Origin of the sequence: Enterococcus sp. E5-162, from assembly GCF_035725965.1 — a bacterium.
Taxonomy (GTDB): Bacteria; Bacillota; Bacilli; order Lactobacillales; family Enterococcaceae; genus Enterococcus_B; species Enterococcus_B lactis.
On record NZ_JAPRFV010000003.1, the window covers coordinates 180,275 to 204,660 of the forward strand.

At 33.1% G+C, this 24,386-nt stretch carries 21 protein-coding genes and 1 pseudogene; 20 read left to right on the forward strand and 2 right to left on the reverse strand.

Going from position 1 to position 24,386, the window contains the following annotated elements:
- The first annotated feature begins 1 nt into the window (after window position 1).
- The 11 genes from OZZ83_RS04515 to OZZ83_RS04565 are packed head-to-tail and all read left to right on the forward strand — an operon-like array spanning window position 2 to window position 11,046.
- The gene (locus tag OZZ83_RS04515; RefSeq protein ID WP_002292876.1) at window positions 2–1,072 is read left to right on the forward strand and encodes a polysialyltransferase family glycosyltransferase; all 1,071 of its coding nucleotides are present in this window, start codon (window positions 2–4) and stop codon (window positions 1,070–1,072) included.
- Window positions 1,059–2,480, forward strand: a complete 1,422-nt coding sequence (locus tag OZZ83_RS04520) for an oligosaccharide flippase family protein (protein WP_002292875.1) — start codon at window positions 1,059–1,061, stop codon at window positions 2,478–2,480. Before OZZ83_RS04515 ends, OZZ83_RS04520 begins: the two co-directional genes overlap by 14 nt.
- 12 nt (window positions 2,481–2,492) lie before the next feature.
- The gene (locus OZZ83_RS04525; protein WP_278023483.1) at window positions 2,493–3,500 is read left to right on the forward strand and encodes a UDP-N-acetylglucosamine 4,6-dehydratase family protein; all 1,008 of its coding nucleotides are present in this window, start codon (window positions 2,493–2,495) and stop codon (window positions 3,498–3,500) included.
- A gap of 11 nt (window positions 3,501–3,511) precedes the next feature.
- Window positions 3,512–4,516 (forward strand): N-acetylneuraminate synthase, encoded by a 1,005-nt coding sequence (neuB, locus tag OZZ83_RS04530; RefSeq protein ID WP_002292874.1) that lies wholly within the window; start codon window positions 3,512–3,514, stop codon window positions 4,514–4,516.
- Window positions 4,513–5,661: a UDP-N-acetylglucosamine 2-epimerase gene (gene neuC, locus OZZ83_RS04535; RefSeq protein ID WP_002289362.1), complete on the forward strand. Its 1,149-nt coding sequence runs from the start codon at window positions 4,513–4,515 to the stop codon at window positions 5,659–5,661. Before neuB ends, neuC begins: the two co-directional genes overlap by 4 nt.
- Window positions 5,634–6,311 carry an acetyltransferase gene (locus OZZ83_RS04540; protein ID WP_002289363.1) on the forward strand — a complete coding sequence of 226 codons (678 nt, stop codon included), beginning with the start codon at window positions 5,634–5,636 and terminating at the stop codon, window positions 6,309–6,311. The genes neuC and OZZ83_RS04540 overlap by 28 nt, the downstream gene beginning before the upstream one ends.
- Entirely contained in the window at window positions 6,262–7,443 is a 1,182-nt protein-coding gene (locus OZZ83_RS04545; RefSeq protein WP_002289364.1) for a DegT/DnrJ/EryC1/StrS family aminotransferase, read from the forward strand. Before OZZ83_RS04540 ends, OZZ83_RS04545 begins: the two co-directional genes overlap by 50 nt.
- 12 nt (window positions 7,444–7,455) lie before the next feature.
- Entirely contained in the window at window positions 7,456–8,433 is a 978-nt protein-coding gene (locus OZZ83_RS04550) for a Gfo/Idh/MocA family protein (protein ID WP_002289366.1), read from the forward strand.
- The gene (locus tag OZZ83_RS04555; protein WP_002289368.1) at window positions 8,433–9,341 is read left to right on the forward strand and encodes a dehydrogenase; all 909 of its coding nucleotides are present in this window, start codon (window positions 8,433–8,435) and stop codon (window positions 9,339–9,341) included. The genes OZZ83_RS04550 and OZZ83_RS04555 overlap by 1 nt, the downstream gene beginning before the upstream one ends.
- Window positions 9,342–10,094, forward strand: a complete 753-nt coding sequence (locus tag OZZ83_RS04560; protein WP_002289370.1) for an acylneuraminate cytidylyltransferase family protein — start codon at window positions 9,342–9,344, stop codon at window positions 10,092–10,094.
- Between the two features lie 4 nt (window positions 10,095–10,098).
- Entirely contained in the window at window positions 10,099–11,046 is a 948-nt protein-coding gene (locus OZZ83_RS04565; protein ID WP_002289372.1) for an NAD-dependent epimerase/dehydratase family protein, read from the forward strand.
- 116 nt (window positions 11,047–11,162) lie between these two features.
- On the opposite strand, the pseudogene OZZ83_RS04570 reads toward OZZ83_RS04565, so the two are convergent.
- Window positions 11,163–12,029 (reverse strand): annotated as a pseudogene (locus OZZ83_RS04570) (ISL3 family transposase); the annotation flags it as partial.
- Between the two features lie 484 nt (window positions 12,030–12,513).
- Between OZZ83_RS04570 and OZZ83_RS04575 the strand changes: the two are divergent.
- Window positions 12,514–14,148 carry a YfhO family protein gene (locus tag OZZ83_RS04575; RefSeq protein WP_002349576.1) on the forward strand — a complete coding sequence of 545 codons (1,635 nt, stop codon included), beginning with the start codon at window positions 12,514–12,516 and terminating at the stop codon, window positions 14,146–14,148.
- Between the two features lie 266 nt (window positions 14,149–14,414).
- On the opposite strand, the gene OZZ83_RS04580 is transcribed toward OZZ83_RS04575, so the two are convergent.
- Window positions 14,415–15,584 carry a serine hydrolase domain-containing protein gene (locus OZZ83_RS04580; protein ID WP_002289161.1) on the reverse strand — a complete coding sequence of 390 codons (1,170 nt, stop codon included), beginning with the start codon at window positions 15,582–15,584 and terminating at the stop codon, window positions 14,415–14,417.
- Between the two features lie 203 nt (window positions 15,585–15,787).
- Between OZZ83_RS04580 and mltG the strand changes: the two genes are divergently transcribed.
- The 8 genes from mltG (at window position 15,788) to OZZ83_RS04620 (ending at window position 24,379) form a co-directional block, all read left to right on the forward strand.
- A complete protein-coding gene (gene mltG / locus OZZ83_RS04585) occupies window positions 15,788–16,963 on the forward strand; it encodes an endolytic transglycosylase MltG (RefSeq protein WP_002289159.1) in 1,176 nt (391 codons plus the stop codon).
- Window positions 16,964–17,098: 135 nt separating this feature from the next.
- Window positions 17,099–17,578 (forward strand): transcription elongation factor GreA, encoded by a 480-nt coding sequence (gene greA / locus OZZ83_RS04590; RefSeq protein WP_002289156.1) that lies wholly within the window; start codon window positions 17,099–17,101, stop codon window positions 17,576–17,578.
- A 168-nt stretch (window positions 17,579–17,746) separates the two neighbouring features.
- Window positions 17,747–18,478: a cell wall-active antibiotics response protein LiaF gene (liaF, locus tag OZZ83_RS04595; protein WP_002292871.1), complete on the forward strand. Its 732-nt coding sequence runs from the start codon at window positions 17,747–17,749 to the stop codon at window positions 18,476–18,478.
- On the forward strand, window positions 18,475–19,542 hold the full coding sequence (liaS, locus tag OZZ83_RS04600) for a two-component system sensor histidine kinase LiaS (protein WP_002289154.1): 1,068 nt from the start codon (window positions 18,475–18,477) through the stop codon (window positions 19,540–19,542). The genes liaF and liaS overlap by 4 nt, the downstream gene beginning before the upstream one ends.
- A gap of 6 nt (window positions 19,543–19,548) precedes the next feature.
- On the forward strand, window positions 19,549–20,181 hold the full coding sequence (locus OZZ83_RS04605) for a response regulator transcription factor (RefSeq protein ID WP_002289153.1): 633 nt from the start codon (window positions 19,549–19,551) through the stop codon (window positions 20,179–20,181).
- 175 nt (window positions 20,182–20,356) lie between these two features.
- Window positions 20,357–23,023 (forward strand): Ig-like domain-containing protein, encoded by a 2,667-nt coding sequence (locus OZZ83_RS04610; RefSeq protein ID WP_278023484.1) that lies wholly within the window; start codon window positions 20,357–20,359, stop codon window positions 23,021–23,023.
- A 51-nt stretch (window positions 23,024–23,074) separates the two neighbouring features.
- On the forward strand, window positions 23,075–23,470 hold the full coding sequence (locus OZZ83_RS04615) for an N-acetylmuramoyl-L-alanine amidase (protein WP_278023485.1): 396 nt from the start codon (window positions 23,075–23,077) through the stop codon (window positions 23,468–23,470).
- A 243-nt stretch (window positions 23,471–23,713) separates the two neighbouring features.
- Window positions 23,714–24,379 (forward strand): potassium channel family protein, encoded by a 666-nt coding sequence (locus OZZ83_RS04620; protein ID WP_002292869.1) that lies wholly within the window; start codon window positions 23,714–23,716, stop codon window positions 24,377–24,379.
- Window positions 24,380–24,386: the final 7 nt, after the last annotated feature.

A 24,386-nucleotide genomic window follows, 5' to 3' on the forward strand; every position in this document is an offset into this window, starting at 1 on the left:
TATGAAGACAGCTTTCATTGCTTGGACTCCTTTACATTTGATTAATATATTAAATGTTTATCAAAATTTTTACCGAGAATCAAAAGGAGATTTATTTATTTATTCTGAATTTGAAAACGCTAGAAGATATAGTGAGCGTATAAAAGAATTAGGGCTATTTAATGATGTTGTTTTTGTGAATCACCGGAAAATCGGTTCTTCCTTTAAACGTAAAATTAACTTGTTAACTAACCATAATCAATTTTTCTCGGATGATTTATCCGTTTATGATGAAATTTTTATACAGGGGGAAAATTATTTCACAAAAATACTTTTCTCCAATGTTTACAAAAAAAATCCAGATGTAAAACTAAATTATATAGAAGATGGTTTGGGTACTTATTTGAAGAAGAGTATATTTTCAACAAGTAAAAACGTTCAAAGAGTTTTTAAAATATTAAATAAAAATAGCATCTTCAAAAAAAAAATTGACGATTATTTTGTCTATTGTCCGGAATTGTTACTTTATGATGTAAAAAATATAAAAAAAATTCCCAAAATAGATGAAAACAGTAAATTGATGAAAAACATACAATCAATCTTTGGGATAGAAGAAGTTTTTGTCGGAGATAAATGTATCTTTTTTGATCAACCTTTATTATCTGATGGTTATGGCATAGATGAAACAGATATTTTCGCTAAAGTAAATAGTATATTTTCTGGAAAAAAAGAAACTTTAATTAAGCTTCATCCTAGAGCAAGGACAAATCGTTATGGTGAAAAAAACATATTGAATTCCAGTTTACCGTTTGAAGTCTTGCTACTTGAAAATGACTTCTCTTCAACACTTTTGATTAGTCCTATATCTACAATTTCTTTTTCACCATCTATGATGTTTGAAAAGACGATCAACTCTATTATGTTGGCTAAATTAATTTTAAATGAATATACAGCATTATCTGAAGATAAAAAAGAAACATTGACAAATATTGTTCTTTTCTGTGAACAATATAACCGTCTATCAGAAGAAAAAATTTTACTCCCAGAAAACTGGGCAGAATTAAGAAAGTTGGTAGAGTATGGGATTATTTAACACACTTTCCAAGTCAAAATTAGTTAAGTCCAGTTTCTGGTATACTATAGGGAATTTTTTTATTAAGGGAATTTCATTCATAACTATTCCTATTTTTGTAAATATTACTACTCAAGCAGAATATGGTTTGATTAATAATTTCACTTCATTTGTATCAATTTTTTCGATTCTTGTTGGGCTAAGCCTAAATTCGGCAATTAATAATGCAAGTTTTGACTATAAAGATGACATAAATGAATTTATGTCATCGGTACTTTCTCTAGCTACACTTTCGTTAATTGTGTTCTTATTAATAGGGAACATATATTTTTTGTTTTCAAATGCTTTTTTTGATATGAACCAACTTGTATTTAATTTGATGTTATTACAAAGTTTTGCTAGTTTTGTAATTAGTTATATCCAGTCTTATTTTACGATTAACTTTAACCATTTTAAATATTTGATTTTATCTTTTATATCTACTTTTTTGAATATTGCAATCTCTGTAGCTTTGATGCAGACATTATATTTTGATGATAAATATGTTGGCAGAGTAGTCGGCGGAACACTGTCATTTGTGTTGATAGGTTTAGTAATTTATTTAAGAATAATGATAAAGGGTGCTCATTTTTTTGATAAAAAACAGTGGAGATACGCTTTAAAAATCTCTTTGCCGCTAATCCCACATTCCTTAGCAAATATAGTTTTAGCACAATTCGATAGAATTATGATTAATTCTTATTTAGGTCCTGCTGCGGGGGGAATATATTCCTACATTAGTAACATAGGTATTATTCTAAGCGTAATATGGATGTCTACTAATAACGCCTGGGTTCCATGGTTCTATGGTGAGATGAGTAAAAATAATGAAAAAAAAGTGAAGAAAGTTAGTAACTATTATTTAGTAGTCTTTACTTTGATTACGATGATTGTAATGGTAGTTTCGATTGATTTAGCAAAATTTATGGCTCCGAAAGACTATTATTCTGGGTTATCTTTAGTGGTTCCGATAACCTTAGGCTATTTCTTTCAGTTTTTATATAGTTTACCAGTTAATGCTGAATTTTATGAGAAAAAAACATCGTTTATTGCGATTGGTACAGTAGCAAGTGCTATAGTTAATATACTATTAAACATGATTTTCATACCTAGGTTAGGAATAATTGCTGCTGGATACACAACCGTATTTACGTATTTTTTACTTTTTATTTTTCATTATAATATCGCTAAAAAAATTACGAATAAACAATTATTTGACACAAAAAAAATATGTATCATAATAATTTTTGTATCAATTTTTTCTTTGATACTTCATATTTTAATCAATCAAATGTTGATTCGTTACGTTTTGACATCATTATTGATAATTAGTTTAGTTATATATTTTTTAAAGATTAAGAATCGAATTATAGATGACTATAATTCATAGGAGGAGATATAAGTGTTTAAAGGAAAAACAATATTAGTAACTGGCGGAACTGGTTCCATTGGAAGTGAAATTGTTCGTCAGCTTTTAAAATATGAACCAAAAGCTATCAGAATTTATAGTAGAGGTGAAGAAAAACAATTTTATATGCAACAAGAGCTCTCAAATCACACTAATTTGAGATTTTTAATTGGTGATATCAGAGACTCTCAAAGGATTGATTATGCAGGTCGTGATGTGGATATTATTTTTCATGCTGCCGCAATGAAACACGTTCCAGCAAGTGAATATAATCCTATGGAAGCTGTAAAAACAAATGTGATGGGAACTCAAAATGTAATAGATGCAGCGATCAAAAATAATGTAAAACATTTTGTAGGTATCAGTACAGATAAAGTAGTGAGTCCTACTAACACCATGGGTGCGACAAAGTTATTGAGTGAAAAATTAATAATAGCTGCCAATCAGTATAAAGGAAAAACAGAAACAATATTTTCTTGTGTAAGGTTTGGAAATGTCATGGGGTCAAGTGGATCTGTTATTCCTCTTTTTAGTAAACAAATAAAAAACAATAAAGATATTACTTTGACAGATGTTGATATGACACGATTTATGATGTCAATACCGGATGCTGCAAGATTAGTTCTGTCTGCTGCTATGAATTCAAAATTTGGAGAAACATATGTCTTAAAAATGCCGGCAATCAATATTTTAACTTTAGCTCAATCATTAATAAAAATATATAATGATACACATGATGAAAAATATAGAGGTGAAATAAAAGTTGTAGGTATCAGGCCAGGAGAAAAATTATATGAAGAGCTAATGACTACAGACGAAATTGAACGCTCATATGAAAATGATAAAATGTATATCATTCCACCACACTATCATGCTACTGACGAACTGTACAAAGATTATGAAAAAATTAAAATCACTGCATACTCTTCAGATGCAACAGAATTAATGAGTGGACAGGAATTTATTAGAATCGCAAAAGAGAATAATGTCGTGACTTGGTAAGGAGTTTTATGATGAAATCAGAAGTATATGTAATTGCAGAAATTGGTGTAAACCATAATGGAAGTCTAGATTTAGCTTTAGAAAGTATTGATAAAGCTAAAGAATGTGGAGCTAACGCGGTTAAATTTCAAACATTTAAAACGAATAAGCTAGTTTCCAAAAAGGCTCCAATGGCAAAATATCAGAAGGATAATCTTAAAGAGGACAGTTCTCAATTTGAAATGCTAAAAAAATTAGAATTATCTCAATCTGATTTTATTAGAATAAAAGATTATTGTATACAAAATAAAATTGATTTTTTGTCTACTCCTTTTGATGAAGAAAGTGCAGACTTTCTAAAACAAATTGGTGTACAAGGATTTAAAATTGGCTCAGGAGATTTAACAAATTTACCTTTTCTTAGAAAAATAGATATGTATGGGTTGCCAGTTTTATTATCTACAGGTATGGCTGATATTCATGAGGTCAGTGAGGCTGTAGATTGTTTCATAGATAGTCCAGTTACTATTTTACATTGTACTTCAAATTATCCGGCTAGTTCTGAAGATATTAATTTATTGGCGATTAACACATTAAAAGAAATGTTCGGGATACCCGTTGGGTACTCCGATCATTCATTGGGATATGATGTTGGTATTTGTGCTGTTGCGATGGGTGCTAAGGTAATTGAGAAACATTTTACCTTGGATAAGGAACTACCTGGTCCAGATCATAAAGCTTCTTTAGATCCTCAGGAATTTGCAGATTTTGTAAAGCATATTAGAAACACTGAAATATTTTTAGGTGATGGTGTTAAGCGAGCAATGCCTTCTGAACTTAGTACAAAAGAAGTATCAAGAAAAAGCCTAGTGGTCACTGAGAATTTAAATGTGGGAGATATTCTTACAGAGAAATCTCTTACAATAAAACGTCCTGGAAATGGAATAGCTCCTAAGTTTTTATATCAATATATTGGCAAAAAAGTTAAAAGACCAATAAGTGCAGATAGTGTTCTGCTTGAGGAAGATGTTGAATGAAAAAAATACTTATAGTAAGTGGAACACGAGCTGATTATGGAATATATAAACCTGTTGCTGAGAATTTACTACAAGATAATTGGGATGTATCATTTGTTGTTTCTGGAATGCATTTATCCCATAAATATGGATTTACTAAAGAATTGATCTTAGCTGACGGATTTAGAATTAGTGGAGAAGTTCAAAGTTTGTTTTTAGAGAACAATAAGGGAAACATGGCTCGGTCTGTGGCATTAGAGATAAATGGTTTCACAAATATATTTGAACAAACTAGCCCTGATTTTGTATTATTACTAGGGGATAGAGGAGAAATGTTGGCAGCTGCGATAGCTTGTTTGTATCTTGGAATCAAAACAGCACATATTCACGGAGGCGAAGTGTCTGGTACTGTAGATGAATCAATAAGACATGCCATAACGAAAATAGCATCTGTTCATTTTGCTGCTACGGAAAAAAGCAAAGAGCGTTTAATAAAAATGGGGGAAGATTCTTGGAGAGTTTTTCCCGTCGGAGCTCCTAGAATAGATACTATTTTAAATAATAGATTACCTAGTTTTAGAGATATAAAAGAAAAATATCATCTAAAATTTGAAAAGAAAAAATACGTTTTGCAAGTATTTCATCCAGTTGTAACCGAACTAGAAAATATAGAAAAACAAATTTTAGCTTTGATCAATTCAATGGAACAACAATCTCAACCAATTATTTGCATTTTACCTAATAGTGATGCTGGTAGCGAAATTATCAGAAAAATGTACCAGAAATATTTAAAAACGGATATTATTTATATTACGAATTTAGAGCCGGAGGAATACCTGACTATATTAAAAGAGTGCAAATTTATGATCGGAAATTCTTCTTCTGGGATAATTGAAGCTGCATCATTCAAAATACCAGTAATAAATTTAGGAACCAGACAAAATGGACGAGAACAATCTAAAAATATTATAAATGCAAATCTAAATGAAAATGAAATTGAAACTGCTTTGAATAAAATACAAGATCCTCAGTTTATAAAAAGCTTGAAAAATGTTAAGAACATCTACGGTGACGGCAACAGTTCTAGAAGAATAACAAAAACATTGAATCAAATATTGAATGATGGGGAAGATATTAAGTGGATTCAAAAACAAATAGCTTATTAAAATATACTAGTGATCCATACATTATTATTGGGGCTGGCGGACACGCAAAAGTCATTATTGAAACCTTAAGATTAGAAAATAAGTTAATATATGGATTTTTTGATGATAAGCAAAATAAAATGCAAGATCTGAAATATCTTGGGAAAATAAACGAATTGAATAGCTGGGCGGATAGCAAAAAAAAAATCTATAAATTTATTGTAGCTATTGGTGACTGTGTAGTAAGAAAAAAGATTATAAAAAAATTGAATATGCCAAGTGAGCAATATGGAATAGCTGTTCATCCAAGTGCTATAGTGGCAAAAGAAATTTCAATTGGTTATGGAACTGTTATTTTTGCGAATGCTGTAATTAACCCAGATGCTGTAATTGGAGAGCATGCTATAATAAACACAGGTAGCATTGTTGAGCATGATTGTAGAATTAATAACTATGTTCATTTATCTCCAGGTGTATGCTTAGCGGGTGGAGTACATGTAGGTGTAGGAACTCAAATAGGAATTGGTTCTCAATGTATCCAGATGAAGAAAATTGGATCTTGGTGTATGATAGGCGCAGGGAGCACTATTGTTAAGGATATTCCCTCACATTCCTTAGCTTATGGCAATCCAGCTAAAATTAAGAAAGAAGGAATTAATTTTGAATTCTAGAATTTTATTATCAAGTCCTCATATGGGAGGAACAGAAGAAAAATATGTTGCTAAGGCTTTTAAAGATAATTGGATAGCGCCATTAGGTGAAAATGTGGATAAATTTGAAGAAAGTATTACAAAATATACTGGTTCTAAGGGCGGAGCTTCTGCGTTAAGTTCAGGTACAGCTGCCATACATCTTGCCTTAAGACTGCTTAATGTTGGAAAAAACGATATTGTCTTTGCTCCTTCATTTACTTTTATAGCTACAGTAAATCCTATTTTATATCAAGGGGCTGTACCAGTGTTCATTGACTCAGAACCTAATACATGGAATATGAGCCCTGTTGCACTAGAGAGCGCATTAGAAGAAGCTGAAAGAAACAACCAATTACCTAAGGCAATCATCGTAGTGAATTTATATGGTCAAATGGCTGATTATGAACGAATTTTAGCTATTGCAAACCAATTTAATGTTCCAGTGATAGAAGATGCAGCGGAATCGTTAGGTTCTACTTATAAGGGAATTTCGTCAGGCTTATTTGGGACAATTGGGATCTATTCATTTAACGGTAATAAGATCATCACAACCTCAGGTGGAGGAGCTCTAGTGTCTAGTGATAAAAAATATGTTGAGCATTCAAGATTTTTAGCAACACAAGCAAGAGATCAAGCACCGTATTATCAACATAGCGAAATAGGTTATAATTACCGTCTAAGCAATATTTCTGCCGGTATCGGACGTGGACAAATGGAAGTATTGAATGATAGAGTAGCTAAACGAAGAGAAATTTTCAATCGATATAAGGAAGCTTTTTCTGGAATTGATAGAATTGAAATGATGCCAGAAGTGGATGGCATGGTGCCAAATCGTTGGTTGTCTACTTTAACGATCAATGATTATAATTCTATTGATCAAGTAGTTAACGTAATAAATAAACTAAATGAAAAAAACATTGAAACAAGAGCTTTGTGGAAACCACTACATTTGCAACCAGTATTTCAAGGGGTAAAAATGTATTACCATGATAATAATCTTAGTGTGTCAGAAAAGTTATTTAATAGCGGCTTATGCTTACCTTCTGGAAGTAATATGACAGATAGTGAACAAGAATTTGTTATTGATGAGTTTAAAAAAATATTCAAGTAGGTGTGATATTTTATGAACATAGGAATTATTGGTTTAGGTTCCATGGGGAAAAGAAGACTTAGACTCATTCAAGAACACTTTAATGATATTTTACTATGTGGTGTTGATACTAATGAGGCGAGACGAAAGGAAGTTGAAAAGGAATTTGGAATACCAACTTATAATAGTCTAACAGAGGCAAAAAATTTGTTTGAAATAAATTCAGTTTTTGTTTGTACATCCCCTATAACCCATGAATTTATTATAAAAGAGGCTTTAAATTTAGATTGTAATATCTTTACGGAAATCAATTTATTAAATGAATATTATGATGAAATAATCGAAGTAGCTAAAAAGAAAGATAGATTACTTTATCTATCTTCTACATTTTTGAAGAGAAAAGAAATTCAATACATTAAGTCTAAAGTGACGCATAATAAAAAAATTTCTTATCAATACCATGTAGGACAGTATTTACCCGACTGGCATCCTTGGGAAGATTATCGCAATTTTTTTGTTTCAAACAAAAAAACTAATGGGTGTAGAGAAATATTCGCTATTGAATTACCTTGGATTATAGATACATTTGGGAAAGTTAAATCGTTTACTGTAATGACCCAGAAATTATCCAATCTTGATATTGATTATTCGGACAGTTTCACTCTTATTATTGAGCATGAAACTGGTATAGTTGGAACTTTAAGTGTAGATGTTGTTTCAAGAGTAGCTAAAAGAAATTTAACTATAATTGGTGAAAAGATTTTAATAGAATGGGAAGGTAACCCGGATTCTCTATTTTCATGGAATGAAGAAACTTCTAGTATGACAGATATTCAATTGTACGATGAGGTTATGCATGATAATAATTATTCACATACTATTATTGAAGATGCATATTTAGAGGAGATTAAAGAATTTTTCACGCTTTTGGAAAAGAAAATGGAACCCCAATATACTTTTGAAAAAGATAAGTATATTATTAACTTAATTAACGACATTGAGGTAAATTAATGATGAAAGTAATTTTTTTTGGGTTAGGGTCAATTGGAAAGAGACATCTAAAAAATCTAATAAGCTATGGAAAAAAGAATTCTATTAATTTTGATATAACAGCTTATAGTAGCAGTGGAAAAAAAGAGTTTGAAGAAATAACGTATATTCAAAATAGAGACGATTTGGATACACATTATGATATAGCTTTTATTACAAATCCGACTTTTAAGCATCTGGAAACACTAAATGTAATTGTTGAAAAAGTTGATTACATATTTTTAGAAAAACCTGCTTTTTCTGAGAGTATTGATCTTACTCAATATAATTATGATTACAAAAATATTTATGTTGCTGCTCCACTGAGGTATAAAAATATCATGGAAGTTGTTCGTAATAGTATTCAAAGTAAAAAAGTATATTCTGTAAGAGCTATTTGTTCTACTTATCTTCCTGATTGGAGAAAAGGTACTGATTATAGAAATAATTATTCTGCCTTTAAATCTATGGGGGGAGGAGTAGAATTAGACTGTATACATGAATTGGATTATATTATAAACCTATTTGGTTTCCCTAAATCAGTAAAAAAACAGTTTGGTAAATATTCGAATCTTGAAATTAACAGTAATGATTTAGCAACATATATATTGAGATACGATGATAAAATTATAGAAATTCATTTAGATTATTTTGGAAGAGTTCCTACAAGAAAATTTCAATTGTTTACTTTAGATGAATGTATCAATGTTGACTTATTAAATAATAAAATAAGTTTTGAAGAAAACATTGTTAAAGAAATGCCTGAATCTGCTAATGATATGTATGAGAAGGAGTTGAAATATTTCTTTGAAAACGTAGTAACAGGCAAAGAAAACTGGAATGATTTATATCATGCAAACGAAGTATTGAAAATAGCTGAGGAGAAATAAATGGAAATTTTATTTACTATTTGTGGTAGAGCTGGGTCTAAGGGGTTTAAAAATAAAAATTTGAAATATTTGGCAGGAAAGCCCCTAGTCCATTTCGCTTTAGCAATGATAGATATCTATCAACAAAAACATCCTGAACATAATTGCACGACTTGTTTGAATACGGACAGTAATGAGTTAGTAGAATTGACGACTAAGTTAAATCCGTCTGTGAAAATTGTAGAACGTAAACCTGAATTAGCTACAGATACTGTAGGGAAAATTGAAGTGATACGTGATTCATTCTTACAACTAGAAAGAGAAGATAATATATTTGATTTAATTATAGATTTAGATTTGACTTCACCTTTACGTGAAGTTTCTAATCTTGAAGAATTAATAGATGAACATCTAAAAAATTTAGATAAAGACGTCTACTTTTCAGTTGTTTCTGCAAGACGTAATCCCTATTTTAATATGGTAAAAAGAATTGAAAATGAAGTTACTATAGTTAATAAATCAAGATACACATCTAGGCAACAGACACCTGAAGTTTTTGAAATGAATGCCTCAATGTATTCTTTTAAACCTGAATTTCTAAAAAAAAGTAATTATATTTTTGATGGGCAATGTGGGATAATAAAAATGAGAGATTATCTAATTTTAGATATTGATAGTGAAGAAGATTTTAAATGGTTAGAATTTTTGTTTCCTAAATTTTTAGAAGATTCTTCGGAGCTTCAAGATATCTATAATTATTTATATCGGAGGTAAAAGGATGAGCTGTTATCTTATCACCGGTGGGGCTGGCTTCATTGGTTCTACCTTAGCCAATCATTTAGGAGAAGAACATGTGGTAATCGTCGTCGATGACTTATCAATGGGAAAAGTAGAAAATCTTGATATGACGAAAAATATCACTTTTATTGAGGGAGATGTCGCTGAGAAATCCTTGATGGAAGAGATCATGAAAGCTAATAAATTTGATTATATCTTTCATTTAGCAGCAGTTGCTAGTGTGGCAGATTCAGTTGCCCGACCAGTAGAAACACATCGTGTGAATTTTGAAAGTGTATTAATGATTTTAGAATTGATCCGCAAGTATCAACCTGATTTAAAACGGATCGTGTTTAGTTCTTCAGCGGCTGTTTATGGGGATGAACCGACTTTACCAAAAAAAGAAGAGTCCGTGATTCGCCCATTGACGCCTTATGCGGTTGATAAATTCGCTGCAGAACAATATGTGCTAGATTATTGTCATTTATATGATGTACCCGGTAGCGCAGTTCGTTTTTTCAATGTCTATGGTCCAAATCAAAATCCGAATTCTCCATACAGTGGTGTGATTTCTATTCTCGTAGATCGCTATAAGAAACAAATCGTAGGAGAAGCAACTTCATTTACATTATTTGGTGATGGAAGCCAGTCTAGAGACTTTGTTTATATAGATGATGTAATCCAAGCATTACTTTTAGTTGCGAATGAGGAAGCTGCACTGGGGAAACAATTCAATGTTGGAACGGGTAAAGCAACCACACTTTTGGAATTGATTCATGCAATCAATGAAATTCTCGGTGTAGAATTGACACTTGAATACAAAGAAGAGCGTTCGGGTGATATCCATGACTCTCTAGCAGATATTACTAAGATCCAGTCAATTGGCTATCAACCGAAATATGGTATTTTAAGTGGAATGACTAATTATTTGAAAACTGAAATCAATTAAAACATACTAAGATAAGATTAGAGGGTAAATTCAGGCTCTTTGTCAATAAGGACTGATGAGTTTTGTAAAATCAAATCTGGGATAGAAGGACTGACCTTCTGTCTCAGATTTTTTTGTTATTTCACTTGAATCAATTGATTGATCAAAAAAATCCTGATTTTCATGTTCTCAAATGATTTAAATCCATAAGATAATCGTTTCAGTGTCTTGATATGGGGAATCTTGGCCTCTATTTTGCCATTAGAATACGGGTAAATCATAGCATTGTAAATACCTTCTTCATACGTTAAAAGGTTTTGAAGTTTCGTGCGAAGTTGTGCATCAAGTGTTTCAGGAAGATTTTTTAATAAGGTAAAAAATAAGTCTGATTCCTTGTCTCTAAAGGCTTTGGTCAGCTCATGGAAAAAAGTATAGGCGTCCTTTAAAGGCGTTGAAAATGCCAGCAATCGATCAATCATCATTGCTTCAGTGAGTAGCGGGTATTTAGGTGCACGAAAACTGCGCCATGTTTTGTAATCATAGTGATTGATTTTTTGACGGTTTTTTAGAAGAAAGCGCCAGTTCTTTTTCACTTTCTCGGCTTCCCGTCGTTGCCCTAACTGGTGTAATCTTTTCATTTCTTGTACACGAAAATCATTGAACGCCTGATTCAAATGTTTGATGATATGAAAACAATCAATGACGACTTTCGCATTTGGTAAGACACGTTTTGTCAGTTGGAAGTAGGCGGCGTTCATATCTGTCACTAAATATTCCACCGCTTCAGGATTTGCACAGCGACTAAAATAGTGTGTTAATCGAGACAATTTTCGTGTAGGCAAAATATCAATGAGTTTTCCAGTCTCGCCATCCGCACAAATAAAGCTCATTTTATCCACAATTGAAGCGTGCGAACGAAATTCATCCACCATCAATACTTTTGGCAGGGTCCTTTTTGACGGCTTCGGAAGATAGTTTTTCAACTCTTTCAATGTACGAATCATATACCTAAAATAACAATGGGACTGAAGAATCAATTTTGATTCATCAGTCCCATAAATTATAGAGCCTATATTTTGCGAATTGCGCTACGGTTTCTTCTTTTCTTTTGTCTGTAATATGAATATATAGATCCATAATGATTTGAATAGAAGAGTGGCCTAAACGCTCTTGCACATCTTTAATATTTGCACTAGCTTGCTAAAAGCAAGCTAGCATGTGTGTGTCTAAGACCATGAATAGTAATTCGTTTAAGATTGTTTTTCCTGATGATTACATCTAACCATTTTCGAGATTTAGATAATTGAAGGTGTTCATTTCTTTCTGGTAAAAATTTAAATATATAACTACATTTTCTCTACTAACTTTGAAACACTACTTTTGTAATATAAAAAATATTTTATTAATAATAAAATTAATCACATTTTATATAGTGACTAATCTAGTGTTTTAAAAAAATAAATGATACTATATGTAATATAAAAAAACATGAGGTGGTATATGAATTTGAAAAAAATTTTTTCTGTAAAAATATTTATAGTTTATGCATTTGTTAGTTTATTATATTTATTTCCAGCATTTAAAAACATGGAAATATTTGGCTTTTATGATACGGCATTTCACATTAATCGTGCGTTAAGTTTAGAATCTATTTTTAGCTCCCCTATTAATTTTGAAACGTTTAGATCATATGGCATGCAAGTAAATAATTTTTACCCATGGTTAACTCTATATCCTTTATTTTTATTGATCAAGTTTACTAATTTAGCAATAGGCTATAACCTTTTTCTTTATATTGTTACGCTCATTACTCTATTTATATGTCATTATGTAATGTATGAAATTACCAAAAAACATGTTACTAGCTCCTTTTTCGCTATTATATATACAACATCTTCTTTTAGGAGTGTAGAAATATTTCTTCGAGGGGCAATGGGGGAATTACTCGCAATGTCAATACTTCCTCTTATTTTACTCGGGTTTATAAAGCTTTACGACTCAAAAAAAGAATCTTGGGTTATGTTGGCGATTAGCATGACTTTATTAATTTACACTCATGTTCTTTCTGTAGCTATGACTATGGTAATGATTATAATTGCTTTAATTATTCAATTTTATCGGAAAAAGAAAATAGAAATCTTCTTAATTATTAAATTAATAAAAGCTGCTATAGTTACTTTACTTCTTTCACTAGCGTTTATAGGTCCTATGATTGAGCAGACATTGTATCAAGATCTGAATAGACCTTATGTGGATATATTACAAAAAAGAGCAATTTATCTGGGTAAAGAGTTTTTGATTGGAAGTATAGATTCAGAATTACTATCATTTGGTATTGGCTTAACTTTGCTTATTTGTTTAATTATACTAACATTTAACTTTAAAAAATTAGGAATCTTATCTAAAATCACTTATATAATGGGTATAATATCTATTCTACTTTGTACAAAAATATTTCCATGGTTTGCCTTACAAAATACTCCTTTAAATATTATTCAAGCTCCTTGGCGTTTTATGATATTTTCAACATTGTTCATATCTTTTTCAGTATCTCTATTTATTTCTCCACAGTTGGAAAAATTTTCTTATACAAGGAGAAGAAATTTTATACTATTATTAATATTAGCTATTTCAATTTTAAATTATTCATCAGTAGTTAACATGGTGAAAGAAATGAATTTTCAAGGAACTTATTCTAATGAACAAATGGAAAATAAACTTGAAGAATTTGAGAATTTTGATTATGTACCTATAGGCTATAAAAAAGATCAATTGCTTTTGAAAAACCATCAAGTTACAGAAGATGGTCAAGTTATTTATAGTAGCTTTTCTCCAAATAAAGATGAAATTACATTTACGTTTAAATCTTCAAAAGGCAAAACAATAGTTTTACCTGTATTCCGGTATAAAGGATTAACGGTTACTGTTAATTCAAAAAATGCTACAGTACTAAAACAAGGAGGTCCTTTTGTTACAGTAAAAAGTGAAAGTGGAATAAATAAAGTAACAATCAGGTATTCATACACATTTTTTTCTAAAATCTCATTATTTATTTCTATAATCACGCTAATTGTTCTTCTTTTTTATTGCATAAAATTAAAAATAAGAACAAGCCATGAATGATTTGCTAGCACATATTTTAGCAATCTAAAGATACTATTTTAGATTTAATAGGCCCTTTGTCAAATAATGTTGGTAAAGAGAAATCTTAGAATAATTTGGACAGAACAGAAAGAAGAACACCTCTTTCTGTTCTGTTTATTTGGAATTAAAGTCTGTAGCAAAAATTGATTTTTAGATTTGTCCCACACTCTTTCCTACGTTTAGTCGAGTACTTTTTTTAAGCAAATGCTATTCAAAGAAGTAGTATTTGCTATCTTTTCATCATATCAGCTATTTGCCAACTTAGTAGTTCCTTCCATCAGGTCATAGATTTGGTTTCTTAGATCAGCAGTAGGCAGTTTGATAGTTTTGTCAGCTTTTATATTGCTTTCCATGATGATAGCATCCTGTGAATCTTTGCTAAATATAGCAGATGTATCAAAAGAGTCGATATTTCCTTGCGACAGGATATAATTATCTCCGCTATATACCCCACCACTATATGGATGTCCATTCGCATTTTCACGCCATAATGAGAAGAGTAAGTCTTTGGAAACTAGTTTTCCAGATAAAACTTGTGTAAACAGCGTATTTAAATCATAGACGGACATACTGATATTACCAGTCCCTAATTCGTTATGGATCTCTGTTTCAGATTCTGTCAGTGGTTTAAAGTAATCATCCTCTTTAGACATTTGATAGGATAGTGCATGATTGGATGAATTTTTGACTTGGTCATAAAATTTTGTATGCTGTAATCCTAAAGGTTCGATGATATCATCGGTCAATAATTTTTCATACGGTTGATTTGTTAATTTGATCAAAATTCCAGTCAATATGGTAAAGTTCAATGAATCATAATGAGAGGTCTGATAATCTGTAAATTTTAAGTGCTGAATCGCAAATTGAACGACTTCTTCATCAGTCATCGGTATGGTTGGAGAAGCAGTTCGGTGCAAGCCTGAGCGCATATACAGCAAGTCACGGATAGTAATTTGCTGGCTGCCAGCAATTTGTGGATAGAATTGAGCCAGCTTAGTATCTAAAGAAAGGTGCCCACGCTCGACTTGTTTTAAAATCAAAAGAGTAGTCAATGCTTTTTGAACCGAACCAATCTGATAATAAAGAGAAGGATCATTTGGTTGTTGCGTGAGTTTATTCGCATAGCCATAGCCTTTTTCCATGATGATGCGATTATTTTTCTTTACGTAAATTGAGCCAATATAATCATTTTTTCTTAATAGTTGATCGATTTTTTCAACGAGCTGTTGTTCATTGGTAGTCAGTATCAACTTTTTTTGAGCTGATTGAGCATGGGCAACTATCTGAGAGTGTTCATTATTGTAAAATTGCCATCCAAGAATAGTTCCTGTAGAGAACGCACTAAGGCTAAACAACACGACAACGATCATTAAAAATGAATATTTTCTTTTTTTAGCATGTTTTCCTTTTTTCATAATAGTTTATTTAGTCTCCTTTCTTTTTTACAGAAAGAATAAAGCTAAAATAGCTTGTATCTTGATAACATTTATTTTAATCTTATAGTAATGGATTTACTACTTACATTTTTGATAGAATATTTAAATAAAATCATTCACGCCAATTCAAATATCATGTATAATGAATAAAGTTACAAACTTGATAGTAAGGAGGAGTTGTTTTGTCAGGAAACAAACAACACCCAAGTAAAGATAAAAAAGAAGCCAGTAAGGCAGCTACAGCAGATATAATCGACAAGCGGAGAAATCTGCGTAAAAAAGAAGATAAGATTGTGAGGAAGATCATTTTAGTGATTGCTCTTACATTATTGATTATTGGCGGATTTCTTGGATTTACCGTGTATCGTTATGTAGATAGCGGGTTGAAGCCTTTAGATAAATCAGATGACCAATTAGTCCAAGTCGAGATCCCGAGTGGCTCTTCTAACAAGCAGATTGGTGAGATTTTGGAGAAGGACAATATTATTAAAAGCGGGATTGTTTTCAATTATTATACAAAATTTAAAAATTTAACTGGCTTTCAAGCTGGCTATTATCAGTTAGCGCCTAATATGACTCTTGACGAGATTGGCAAACAGTTGCAAGAAGGCGGTACTTCTGAGCCAACAAAAGTTGCAGATGGGAAAATTGCCATTCCAGAAGGGTACGATATCGATCAGATTGCTGAACGGGTAGCGAAGGTAACTGGTAAAGACAAGAAAGAATTTTTAGATTTAGTGAATGATGAGACTTTCTTTAACGAGTTGCACCAAAAATTCCCAGAACTGTTGGAAAGTGCATCTAAAGCTGAGAACACAAAATACCGTTTGGAAGGTTACTTATTCCCAGCCACATATGATTATTACACGAGTACTTCGCTTAAGGATCTAGTGATTGAAATGGTGAACAAGACGAATACGGTCATGCAAAACTATTATTCAGCTATCAAGCAGAAAAATTTGACTGTACAAGAAGTTTTAACTCTAGCTTCTCTAGTTGAAAAAGAAGGCGTAAAAGAAAATGATCGTAAAAACATTGCACAAGTCTTCTTTAACCGAATCAAAGCAAATATGCCACTTCAGTCAGATATCTCTGTTTTATACGCATTAGGTGAACACAAAGAATTAGTGACGTATGAAGATACAGCTGTAGATTCACCATATAATTTGTATACCAATACCGGCTATGGACCTGGACCTTTTGACAATCCAAGCGAAGAGGCAATCAAGGCAGTATTAGAACCAGCAGAAAATGACTATTATTATTTCGTAGCAGATACGAGCACTGGAAATGTTTATTTCGCTAAAACTTATGAAGAACATATGGAATTAGTGGAAAAATATGTAAATAATTCTTAGAAAAACAGGCTCTAGACATTGATCATTTTTAGAAAAACATTTACATTTGAAGAAAAGCGTGGTAATCTTTTTTGGACTATATTCCTCAAAAGATTACCTTTTGCGGTATTTTATCGAAAAAAGGAGACGTTACACATGGTAGAGAAAGTTTATCCAATGACTCTAGAAGGTAAAGAAAAATTAGAAAAAGAATTAGAAGAACTAAAAACAGTCAAACGCGGGGAAATCATTGAACGAATCAAAATTGCCCGCGGTTTCGGAGATCTTTCCGAAAACTCTGAATATGAATCAGCGAAAGATGAACAAGCATTTGTTGAAGGAAGAATCACAACAATTGAAAATATGATTCGTTTTGCTCAAATCATCGATAACGACGGTGTAGATGCAGATGAGGTATCAATTGGTAAAACAGTTACATTCATCGAACTACCAGATGGAGAAGAAGAAGAGTACACGATTGTCGGAAGTGCTGAAGCAGATCCGTTTTCTGGCAAAATTTCCAATGATTCTCCTATTGCGCAAGCATTGATTGGCAAACGTAAAAATGATGAAGTAACTATTGCTACTCCAGGTGGCGATATGTTAGTTAAAATCGTCAAAGTAGAACAAGCGTAGTCTGACTGAAAGATCTAGAGAGTTCATCTTACTGATGATACACTCTAGATCTTTTTCTCTTTGTGTATTTTAGATTTCAACAAACGATCTTACATCTAAAGTCCTATAGCCAACAGTTAAAAAAATAGGTATGATGAAATGAGAATGTGTCAGGAGGGAGAAAGAGCGATGAATAGTTCTTGGCGTTTTTTTGTGGTAGTTGAAGCACTACTGCTGTTATTTGCTGTTTGGCAAATCGTAAACAATACTGGACTTTTGCTTTTAGTGATATTCGGTATTTTCAATATATATCTAGCTATGCGCAAACATCCTCGTACTAAATTTCAAAATTTTCAATTGATATTAGGAAGTTTGGTCATTTTTTTTAGCTTAGTCAACAGTCCTGCTTTATGGATGATGGCTGTATTTGCCGTTTTATTTATTGGTCTGAAAGGTGTAGAGATTTCAGGGATAGATTTAACCAAAAATGCTTTTTGGCGAAAGAAACAGATCATGATGATCCAAACAGAGCAATTAAAAACACATAATAATGAGCGGAAAAGACAGCAATTATTCGGTAACCAACGTATTGGAAACGACGTCTATGAATGGGACGATATCAACATCGCCGTCATTTCTGGTGATACTATCATAGATTTGGGCAATACGCTTTTGCCAAAAGATGATAATATTGTGATTGTAAGAAAAGGGATAGGCAGAACACGGATCTTAGTACCTTTGGGCGTAGCCATCCGTTTAGAGCATGCGACATTAGTAGGAAATGTCTTGTTTGAAGAAGAGCAATTTTCTTTGAAAAATGAACAAATCAAAATCTACAGCAGTGATTATGATGAAAACCCTCGTAGATTGAAGATTATTACTAATACCTTGATTGGAGATGTCGAGGTGATACGAATATGATGGGAAAAATATCCAGAGCGATGCTAGCTGTTTATTCGGGGATTGCGGCTTTCCTTATTATTCTATTTTCACTTTTCACTTATTTTTATGCCAGCAATCAAAGTCATTGGTGGGGAGAATTACTGCGTGCACGTTTATTATATGTTCCGCTTATCTTCCATTTGTTAGCCATTTCCTTAGGTGTAGGATTAATTGTCTTTCTATTATTATCACTTATTCAAAAGACAAAATACGGGAAAATCGAAGAAAAGCTGCGTGCACTTTCTTCTGGCAATTATGAATCCAAATTGTTGCTTCTTCCGATCCCAAGTGCATCGGACGATTTATACATCAAAGATATTGATAAGGAAATCACTAAGATAAAAGAAAAAATGATTGAAGTATCTAGTGAATTACAAATTGTAACGAGCCGTCCCCAATATGTAGATGGACAAACCAAAGAAGAAATTTTAGAATTAGAAAGACATCGATTAGCCCGTGAGCTGCATGATTCAGTTTCGCAACAATTGTTTGCAGCAATGATGATGATGTCGGCATTGACGGAGCAAGCAGAAAAAAGCGAGACACCAGAAATGTTCCGCAAGCAGTTGAAAATGGTAGCAGAGATCATCAACGCTTCCCAGTCTGAGATGCGTGCGCTGCTTCTTCATCTACGTCCAGTCAATTTAGAAGAGAAAAGTTTAAAGCAAGGTATCGAGCAGTTATTGAAGGAATTGCAAAATAAAATCCAGATTTCGCTGAAATGGGATGTAGAAGATGTAAAACTATCTAGTTCCATTGAGGATCACTTGTTCCGAATCGTTCAAGAATTGTTATCAAATACATTAAGACATGCTAAAGCCAATGAATTAGAGGTATATTTGCACAAAATAGACAATAATCTTTTGTTACGTATTATTGACGACGGAACAGGGTTTAATATGAATGAAACGAAAACGGGAAGTTATGGATTGAACAATATCAAAGAACGAGTAGCTGGTATTGGTGGAACAGTAAAAATCATTAGTTTTAAAGGTCAAGGTACAAGTGTAGAAATCAAGGTCCCTTTGATGAAGGAGGCATAGATAAGGATGATAAAAGTTTTATTAGTAGATGACCATGAAATGGTGCGCTTAGGCGTCTCTTCTTATTTATCTATTCAAGAAGACATTGAAGTAATTGGAGAAGCTGAAAATGGACGACAAGGCTATGAGAAGGCGATGACACTTCGACCGGACGTCATTTTAATGGACTTAGTCATGGAAGAAATGGATGGTATCGAATCAACAAAAGCAATCTTAAAAGATTGGCCAGAAGCTAAAATCATTATCGTAACCAGTTTTATTGATGACGAAAAAGTTTATCCTGCCATTGAAGCAGGTGCAGCAGGGTATTTGTTGAAGACCTCTACCGCACATGAAATTGCTGATGCTATAAGGGCAACGCAACGTGGCGAGCGAGTATTAGAACCAGAAGTGACAACAAAAATGATGGAAAAAATGAGTCGGCGAAATGAGCCTGTATTACATGAAGAACTAACGAATCGGGAAAATGAAATTTTAATGCTGATTTCTGAAGGAAAAAGTAATCAGGAAATAGCGGACGAATTGTTTATTACACTGAAAACAGTAAAAACACATGTTTCCAATATATTGGCTAAGCTAGAAGTGGAAGACCGTACACAAGCCGCTATCTATGCATTCAAACATGGTTTGGTGAAATAATGATTTTTTGAGGGAAAGATTTGGCTAATCTCCCCTCTTTTTTTACATAAAATAAAGGATTCATCCTGTTTTAATCTCTTTTTCTGTTCACCAACTGTTCATTTTTCTTTTTTTATAGTTTAATAGTAATAGGAGAAAACTTTATCCGAAAAGCGAAAGAACGAGGGAGGAAATTATGAAGAAAAAGTGGATAGGACTATTCTTAAGTCTGTTGTTATTGACAGGATCAATTGCGCCAAATGCTTATGCTGTTACTCAAAGCAGCACTTCTGATGAGCTAAAAACGGAACATACAACAGAGACTTCCACACAACCAATGAGTGAGTCGACGACCCATGAAAGTACAAACGACTCCTTGCCACAGGACTCAGCTAAGGAAGAAGACTCGGGAGAATATTCAGAAAATAATGAAATAACAGAAAAAATAGAAATCAATAAAAGCAATTTTCCTGATGATCATTTTCGAAATTGGTTGTTGGAAATGATTGATACAGATAAAGATGGTTACTTATCAAATGAGTTATTGGAAATAACACAGTTAAACTTGGAAGGGTTACAGATACAGACACTAGAGGGAGTCAATTTCTTTAAAAATTTAACGAAGATCGAAGTACAAAACAATGAGCTGAAAGAATTAGATGTACACGAATTAAAGAAATTAGCGTATTTAGATGTTTCATCTAACCAACTTTCAAAAATTGATCTTTCCCAAAATAGCGAATTAACGTATTTTAAGGGAGAAAATCAAACGGTTACAAGTATTGCGAACAAAATGGATAATAAATGGGAAATAAATGATGAAACGCTGAAACCAGAGAAAGAACAAACGACTTTAGAAACAGAGAAATGGCAGTATGATGGGAGTCACTTTTATTCAAGCGAACATACTCCATTAAGCTATATTTATGAAGTATATTTTTCAGACGACGCAGTATTAGAAGAAGCAGCAGAAAAAACATTGACAGTAAAAGTGACGGTCGAATATATGGAACCAGAACAAAAAGAGGCTGATTCTATCGTACCTGATTCATCGTCTATAGTATTGAAGAAAGGAGAAACAAAACAACTTGCGTACACGAGTGTCCCCGATGGAAGTATCATATCAGATCCGCTATGGGAATCTTCTGACCCATCAGTAGTAGAAGTAGATGAGAACGGTAAAGTAACAGCAAAAGAAGCTGGGGAAGCTAAAGTAGAGTTGAAGAACGCTGAAAAAGTCCTCGGTGAATTCACGGTCATTGTAGAAGCTGAAAAAAATGAATCTCAGACAAAAGAAACAGCACAAACTTCTGACGAAACCACAGATCGTTCACCAATTTATAGACGAAGTGCGTTAGCTGCGACTCCTACGATCACCTATCAAACACATGTACAAGATATTGGCTGGCAAACACCAACTGCTAATGGAGAAGTTGCTGGAACAACTGGACAGAAAAAAAGGATAGAGGCTATCAGAATTCAAGTGAACAACAGTTCATTAAATGGTGACATTGAATATAGCAGTCATATTCAAGAACAAGGATGGCAATCATATGTTAGAAATGGTGGTAACTCTGGTACAACGGGAAATTCACTTCGTATGGAAGCCATACGTATTCGTTTAACAGGTCAGTTAAGTCAATATTATGATATTTACTATAGAGTACATTCAGCAGAGTTTGGATGGCTAGGGTGGGCAAAGAACGGAAAAGATGCAGGAACTTCAGGTTTTAGTTATCGCATGGAAGCCATACAAATTCAGTTAGTAGAAAAGGGGAAGAAAGGGCCTTTGGAAAGCACAGCTTACTACCAAAGAAATTCTTTAATTCCTCCAAATATCAATTATCAAACATACATCCAAAATATAGGGTGGCAGAATCCACAATCAAATGGGTTAACAGCTGGAACTGTAGGAGAAAAACTTAGGTTAGAAGCTATTCGTATGAATGTAACCGATTCTGAATTTTCTGGTACAGTTAAATACAGTAGCCACATTCAAGACATTGGTTGGCAAAAAGAGCAAGAAAATAATGATATCTCTGGTACTAATGGTCAAAACAAAAGAATTGAAGCAGTAAAAATACAGTTAACAGATGATTTAAATAAATTTTTTGATGTATATTACAGAGTACATTCAGCGGAATTCGGATGGTTAGGCTGGACAAAGAATGGAAGTGAAGCTGGTAGCTCTGGTTTTTCATTTCAAATGGAAGCAATCCAAGTTCAGTTAGTAGTAAAGGGGCAGAATGGGCCAACTACCTCTATTTCTTATTATGAAAAAAATAAACTAACAGTACCAACCATAAACTACCAAGCACATTTACGAAATATTGGCTGGCAATCTGTTCAAAGCAATGGAAACAATGCGGGGCTGACAGGGCAAAGCGCTAGGATAGAAGCTTTAAGAATCAATGTAGCAAATACGCCACTTCCTGGTGCAGTGGAGTATACAAGTCATGTACAAAATATAGGTTGGCAAAATTATAGTAGAAATAACGAGATTTCGGGAACAACTGGAAGAGCTCTTCATACAGAGGCAGTTCGGATACGTTTGACTGGACAATTAAATCGTTTCTATGACATTTATTACCGAGTCCATTCAGCACGTCTTGGCTGGTTAGATTGGGCAAAAAATGATCAATATGCTGGAACATCTAGATTGAATTTGCCAATGGAAGCAATTCAAGTCGTAATTGTCAAAAAAGGTGCAGCAGCCCCTGGACCAACGACGAATCCTTATCAGACATCTATTAATCATCTATTTGTGATGGGACATGGAGACAATGATCCTGGAGCTTCTTATAATGGTGTCAATGAGCGTGATTTTACTAGAGGAGAATTGATGCCTCATTTACAAAGATAGGCTGCTCGTTTAACGAGGAATCGGATCACTTTTTATAATACAGCTGCAGATATGTATCAAGATTCTCAACGTATGCAAGGTGCATATACGATTAGCAGTTCATTTTCTTCTGTATCAGAATTTCATTTAGACAGTGGCGTCATTAGGGTTAGCACGGGCGGTCATGTAATCGCTCATCGTAATGGGAACTCATTGACTGCACAAAATTATGCAATCGCCAATGTCATACGAAATTATGTAGGTCTTTGGGGATCGGTACAAAACACAGGAGGGATCAATCTGCGAGCTGACTTACTAAACATGAATGTATTGCAATCAAGAGGGATACCTTACCGTTTAGCTGAGTTAGGCTTCATAACGAATACAAATGATGTAGCAAATATCCGAAATAATATCGACATGATCGCCAAAGGAATTGTAGAGAGTGTGACTGGCGAAAAATTATAGTGAAACAAACTATACAAGAAAGATAGTGGGGAAAGTTTGGGACTGTGACAAAAGTCGTGTCGCAGTCCCTTTTTCCGAATAAACGGTATTCAAGAGACTGCTATCGGTAATAAGGCGCGATTTTGTCGTCGCTCAAGGTTGAACGTCTCTTTTACAACCTCTTTTTCCGCAAAAGAATGCTTGCTTTTGTTTTTGTAAAGGCTTTGTTATACTGAGAAAAGAAGATACTAAAGGAGGAAAACGGTGAAACAAAATTTTGCAATTGTAGGTCTTGGACGATTTGGCGGAAGTATCTGCCGAACACTGATCGAAGCTGGTCAAGAAGTACTGGCTATTGATAGTAATGAAGATCGGGTCAATGAATATATGAATATAGCCACTCATGCTGTTGTGGCAAATGCACAGGATGAAATGACACTTCGATCATTAGGCATAAGAAATTTCGATCATGTAATTGTCGCTATTGGAGAAGATATTCAAGCCAGTATCTTAGTTACTCTGATGGTAAAGGAAATGGGCGTACCAAATATTTTAGCAAAAGCCCAAAATGAGTATCATGCCAGAGTACTTGAAAAGATCGGAGCTGATCGCGTCGTCCATCCTGAACGAGACATGGGAATACGGATTGCGCATAATTTAGTGTCAAAGAATATTTTAGATTACCTAGAGTTGTCAGATAAATATTCTTTAGCAGAAATCCGAGTATCCAATCCTAAATTTTTCAATAAAACATTATCTGAATTAAATTTCAGACAACGTTTTGACCTAACAGTAGTTGCAATTCGCAGAGTAGATCAAACGGTGATCGCTTCACCTGCAGCAGATGAATACGTTCGTGAAAACGATAATCTGCTAGTGATTGGTGAGACAGGCGATGTGGATATTTTAGACGATAAGATGAATCAATAGAAAGCAG

Bases quoted from the DNA above. Each gene is read 5' to 3' on its own strand.
- OZZ83_RS04615 (WP_278023485.1), top strand. From the start codon at position 23,075: ATGTATCAAGATTCTCAACGTATGCAAGGTGCATATACGATTAGCAGT.
- OZZ83_RS04610 (WP_278023484.1), top strand. From the start codon at position 20,357: ATGAAGAAAAAGTGGATAGGACTATTCTTAAGTCTGTTGTTATTGACA.
- neuC (WP_002289362.1), top strand. From the start codon at position 4,513: ATGAAAAAAATACTTATAGTAAGTGGAACACGAGCTGATTATGGAATA.
- OZZ83_RS04550 (WP_002289366.1), top strand. From the start codon at position 7,456: ATGAACATAGGAATTATTGGTTTAGGTTCCATGGGGAAAAGAAGACTT.
- liaS (WP_002289154.1), top strand. From the start codon at position 18,475: ATGATGGGAAAAATATCCAGAGCGATGCTAGCTGTTTATTCGGGGATT.
- OZZ83_RS04560 (WP_002289370.1), top strand. From the start codon at position 9,342: ATGGAAATTTTATTTACTATTTGTGGTAGAGCTGGGTCTAAGGGGTTT.
- greA (WP_002289156.1), top strand. From the start codon at position 17,099: ATGGTAGAGAAAGTTTATCCAATGACTCTAGAAGGTAAAGAAAAATTA.
- neuB (WP_002292874.1), top strand. From the start codon at position 3,512: ATGAAATCAGAAGTATATGTAATTGCAGAAATTGGTGTAAACCATAAT.
- OZZ83_RS04545 (WP_002289364.1), top strand. From the start codon at position 6,262: ATGGCAATCCAGCTAAAATTAAGAAAGAAGGAATTAATTTTGAATTCT.
- liaF (WP_002292871.1), top strand. From the start codon at position 17,747: ATGAATAGTTCTTGGCGTTTTTTTGTGGTAGTTGAAGCACTACTGCTG.
- OZZ83_RS04580 (WP_002289161.1), bottom strand. From the start codon at position 15,584: ATGAAAAAAGGAAAACATGCTAAAAAAAGAAAATATTCATTTTTAATG.
- OZZ83_RS04575 (WP_002349576.1), top strand. From the start codon at position 12,514: ATGAGGTGGTATATGAATTTGAAAAAAATTTTTTCTGTAAAAATATTT.
- OZZ83_RS04565 (WP_002289372.1), top strand. From the start codon at position 10,099: ATGAGCTGTTATCTTATCACCGGTGGGGCTGGCTTCATTGGTTCTACC.
- OZZ83_RS04515 (WP_002292876.1), top strand. From the start codon at position 2: ATGAAGACAGCTTTCATTGCTTGGACTCCTTTACATTTGATTAATATA.
- OZZ83_RS04605 (WP_002289153.1), top strand. From the start codon at position 19,549: ATGATAAAAGTTTTATTAGTAGATGACCATGAAATGGTGCGCTTAGGC.
- OZZ83_RS04555 (WP_002289368.1), top strand. From the start codon at position 8,433: ATGATGAAAGTAATTTTTTTTGGGTTAGGGTCAATTGGAAAGAGACAT.
- OZZ83_RS04520 (WP_002292875.1), top strand. From the start codon at position 1,059: ATGGGATTATTTAACACACTTTCCAAGTCAAAATTAGTTAAGTCCAGT.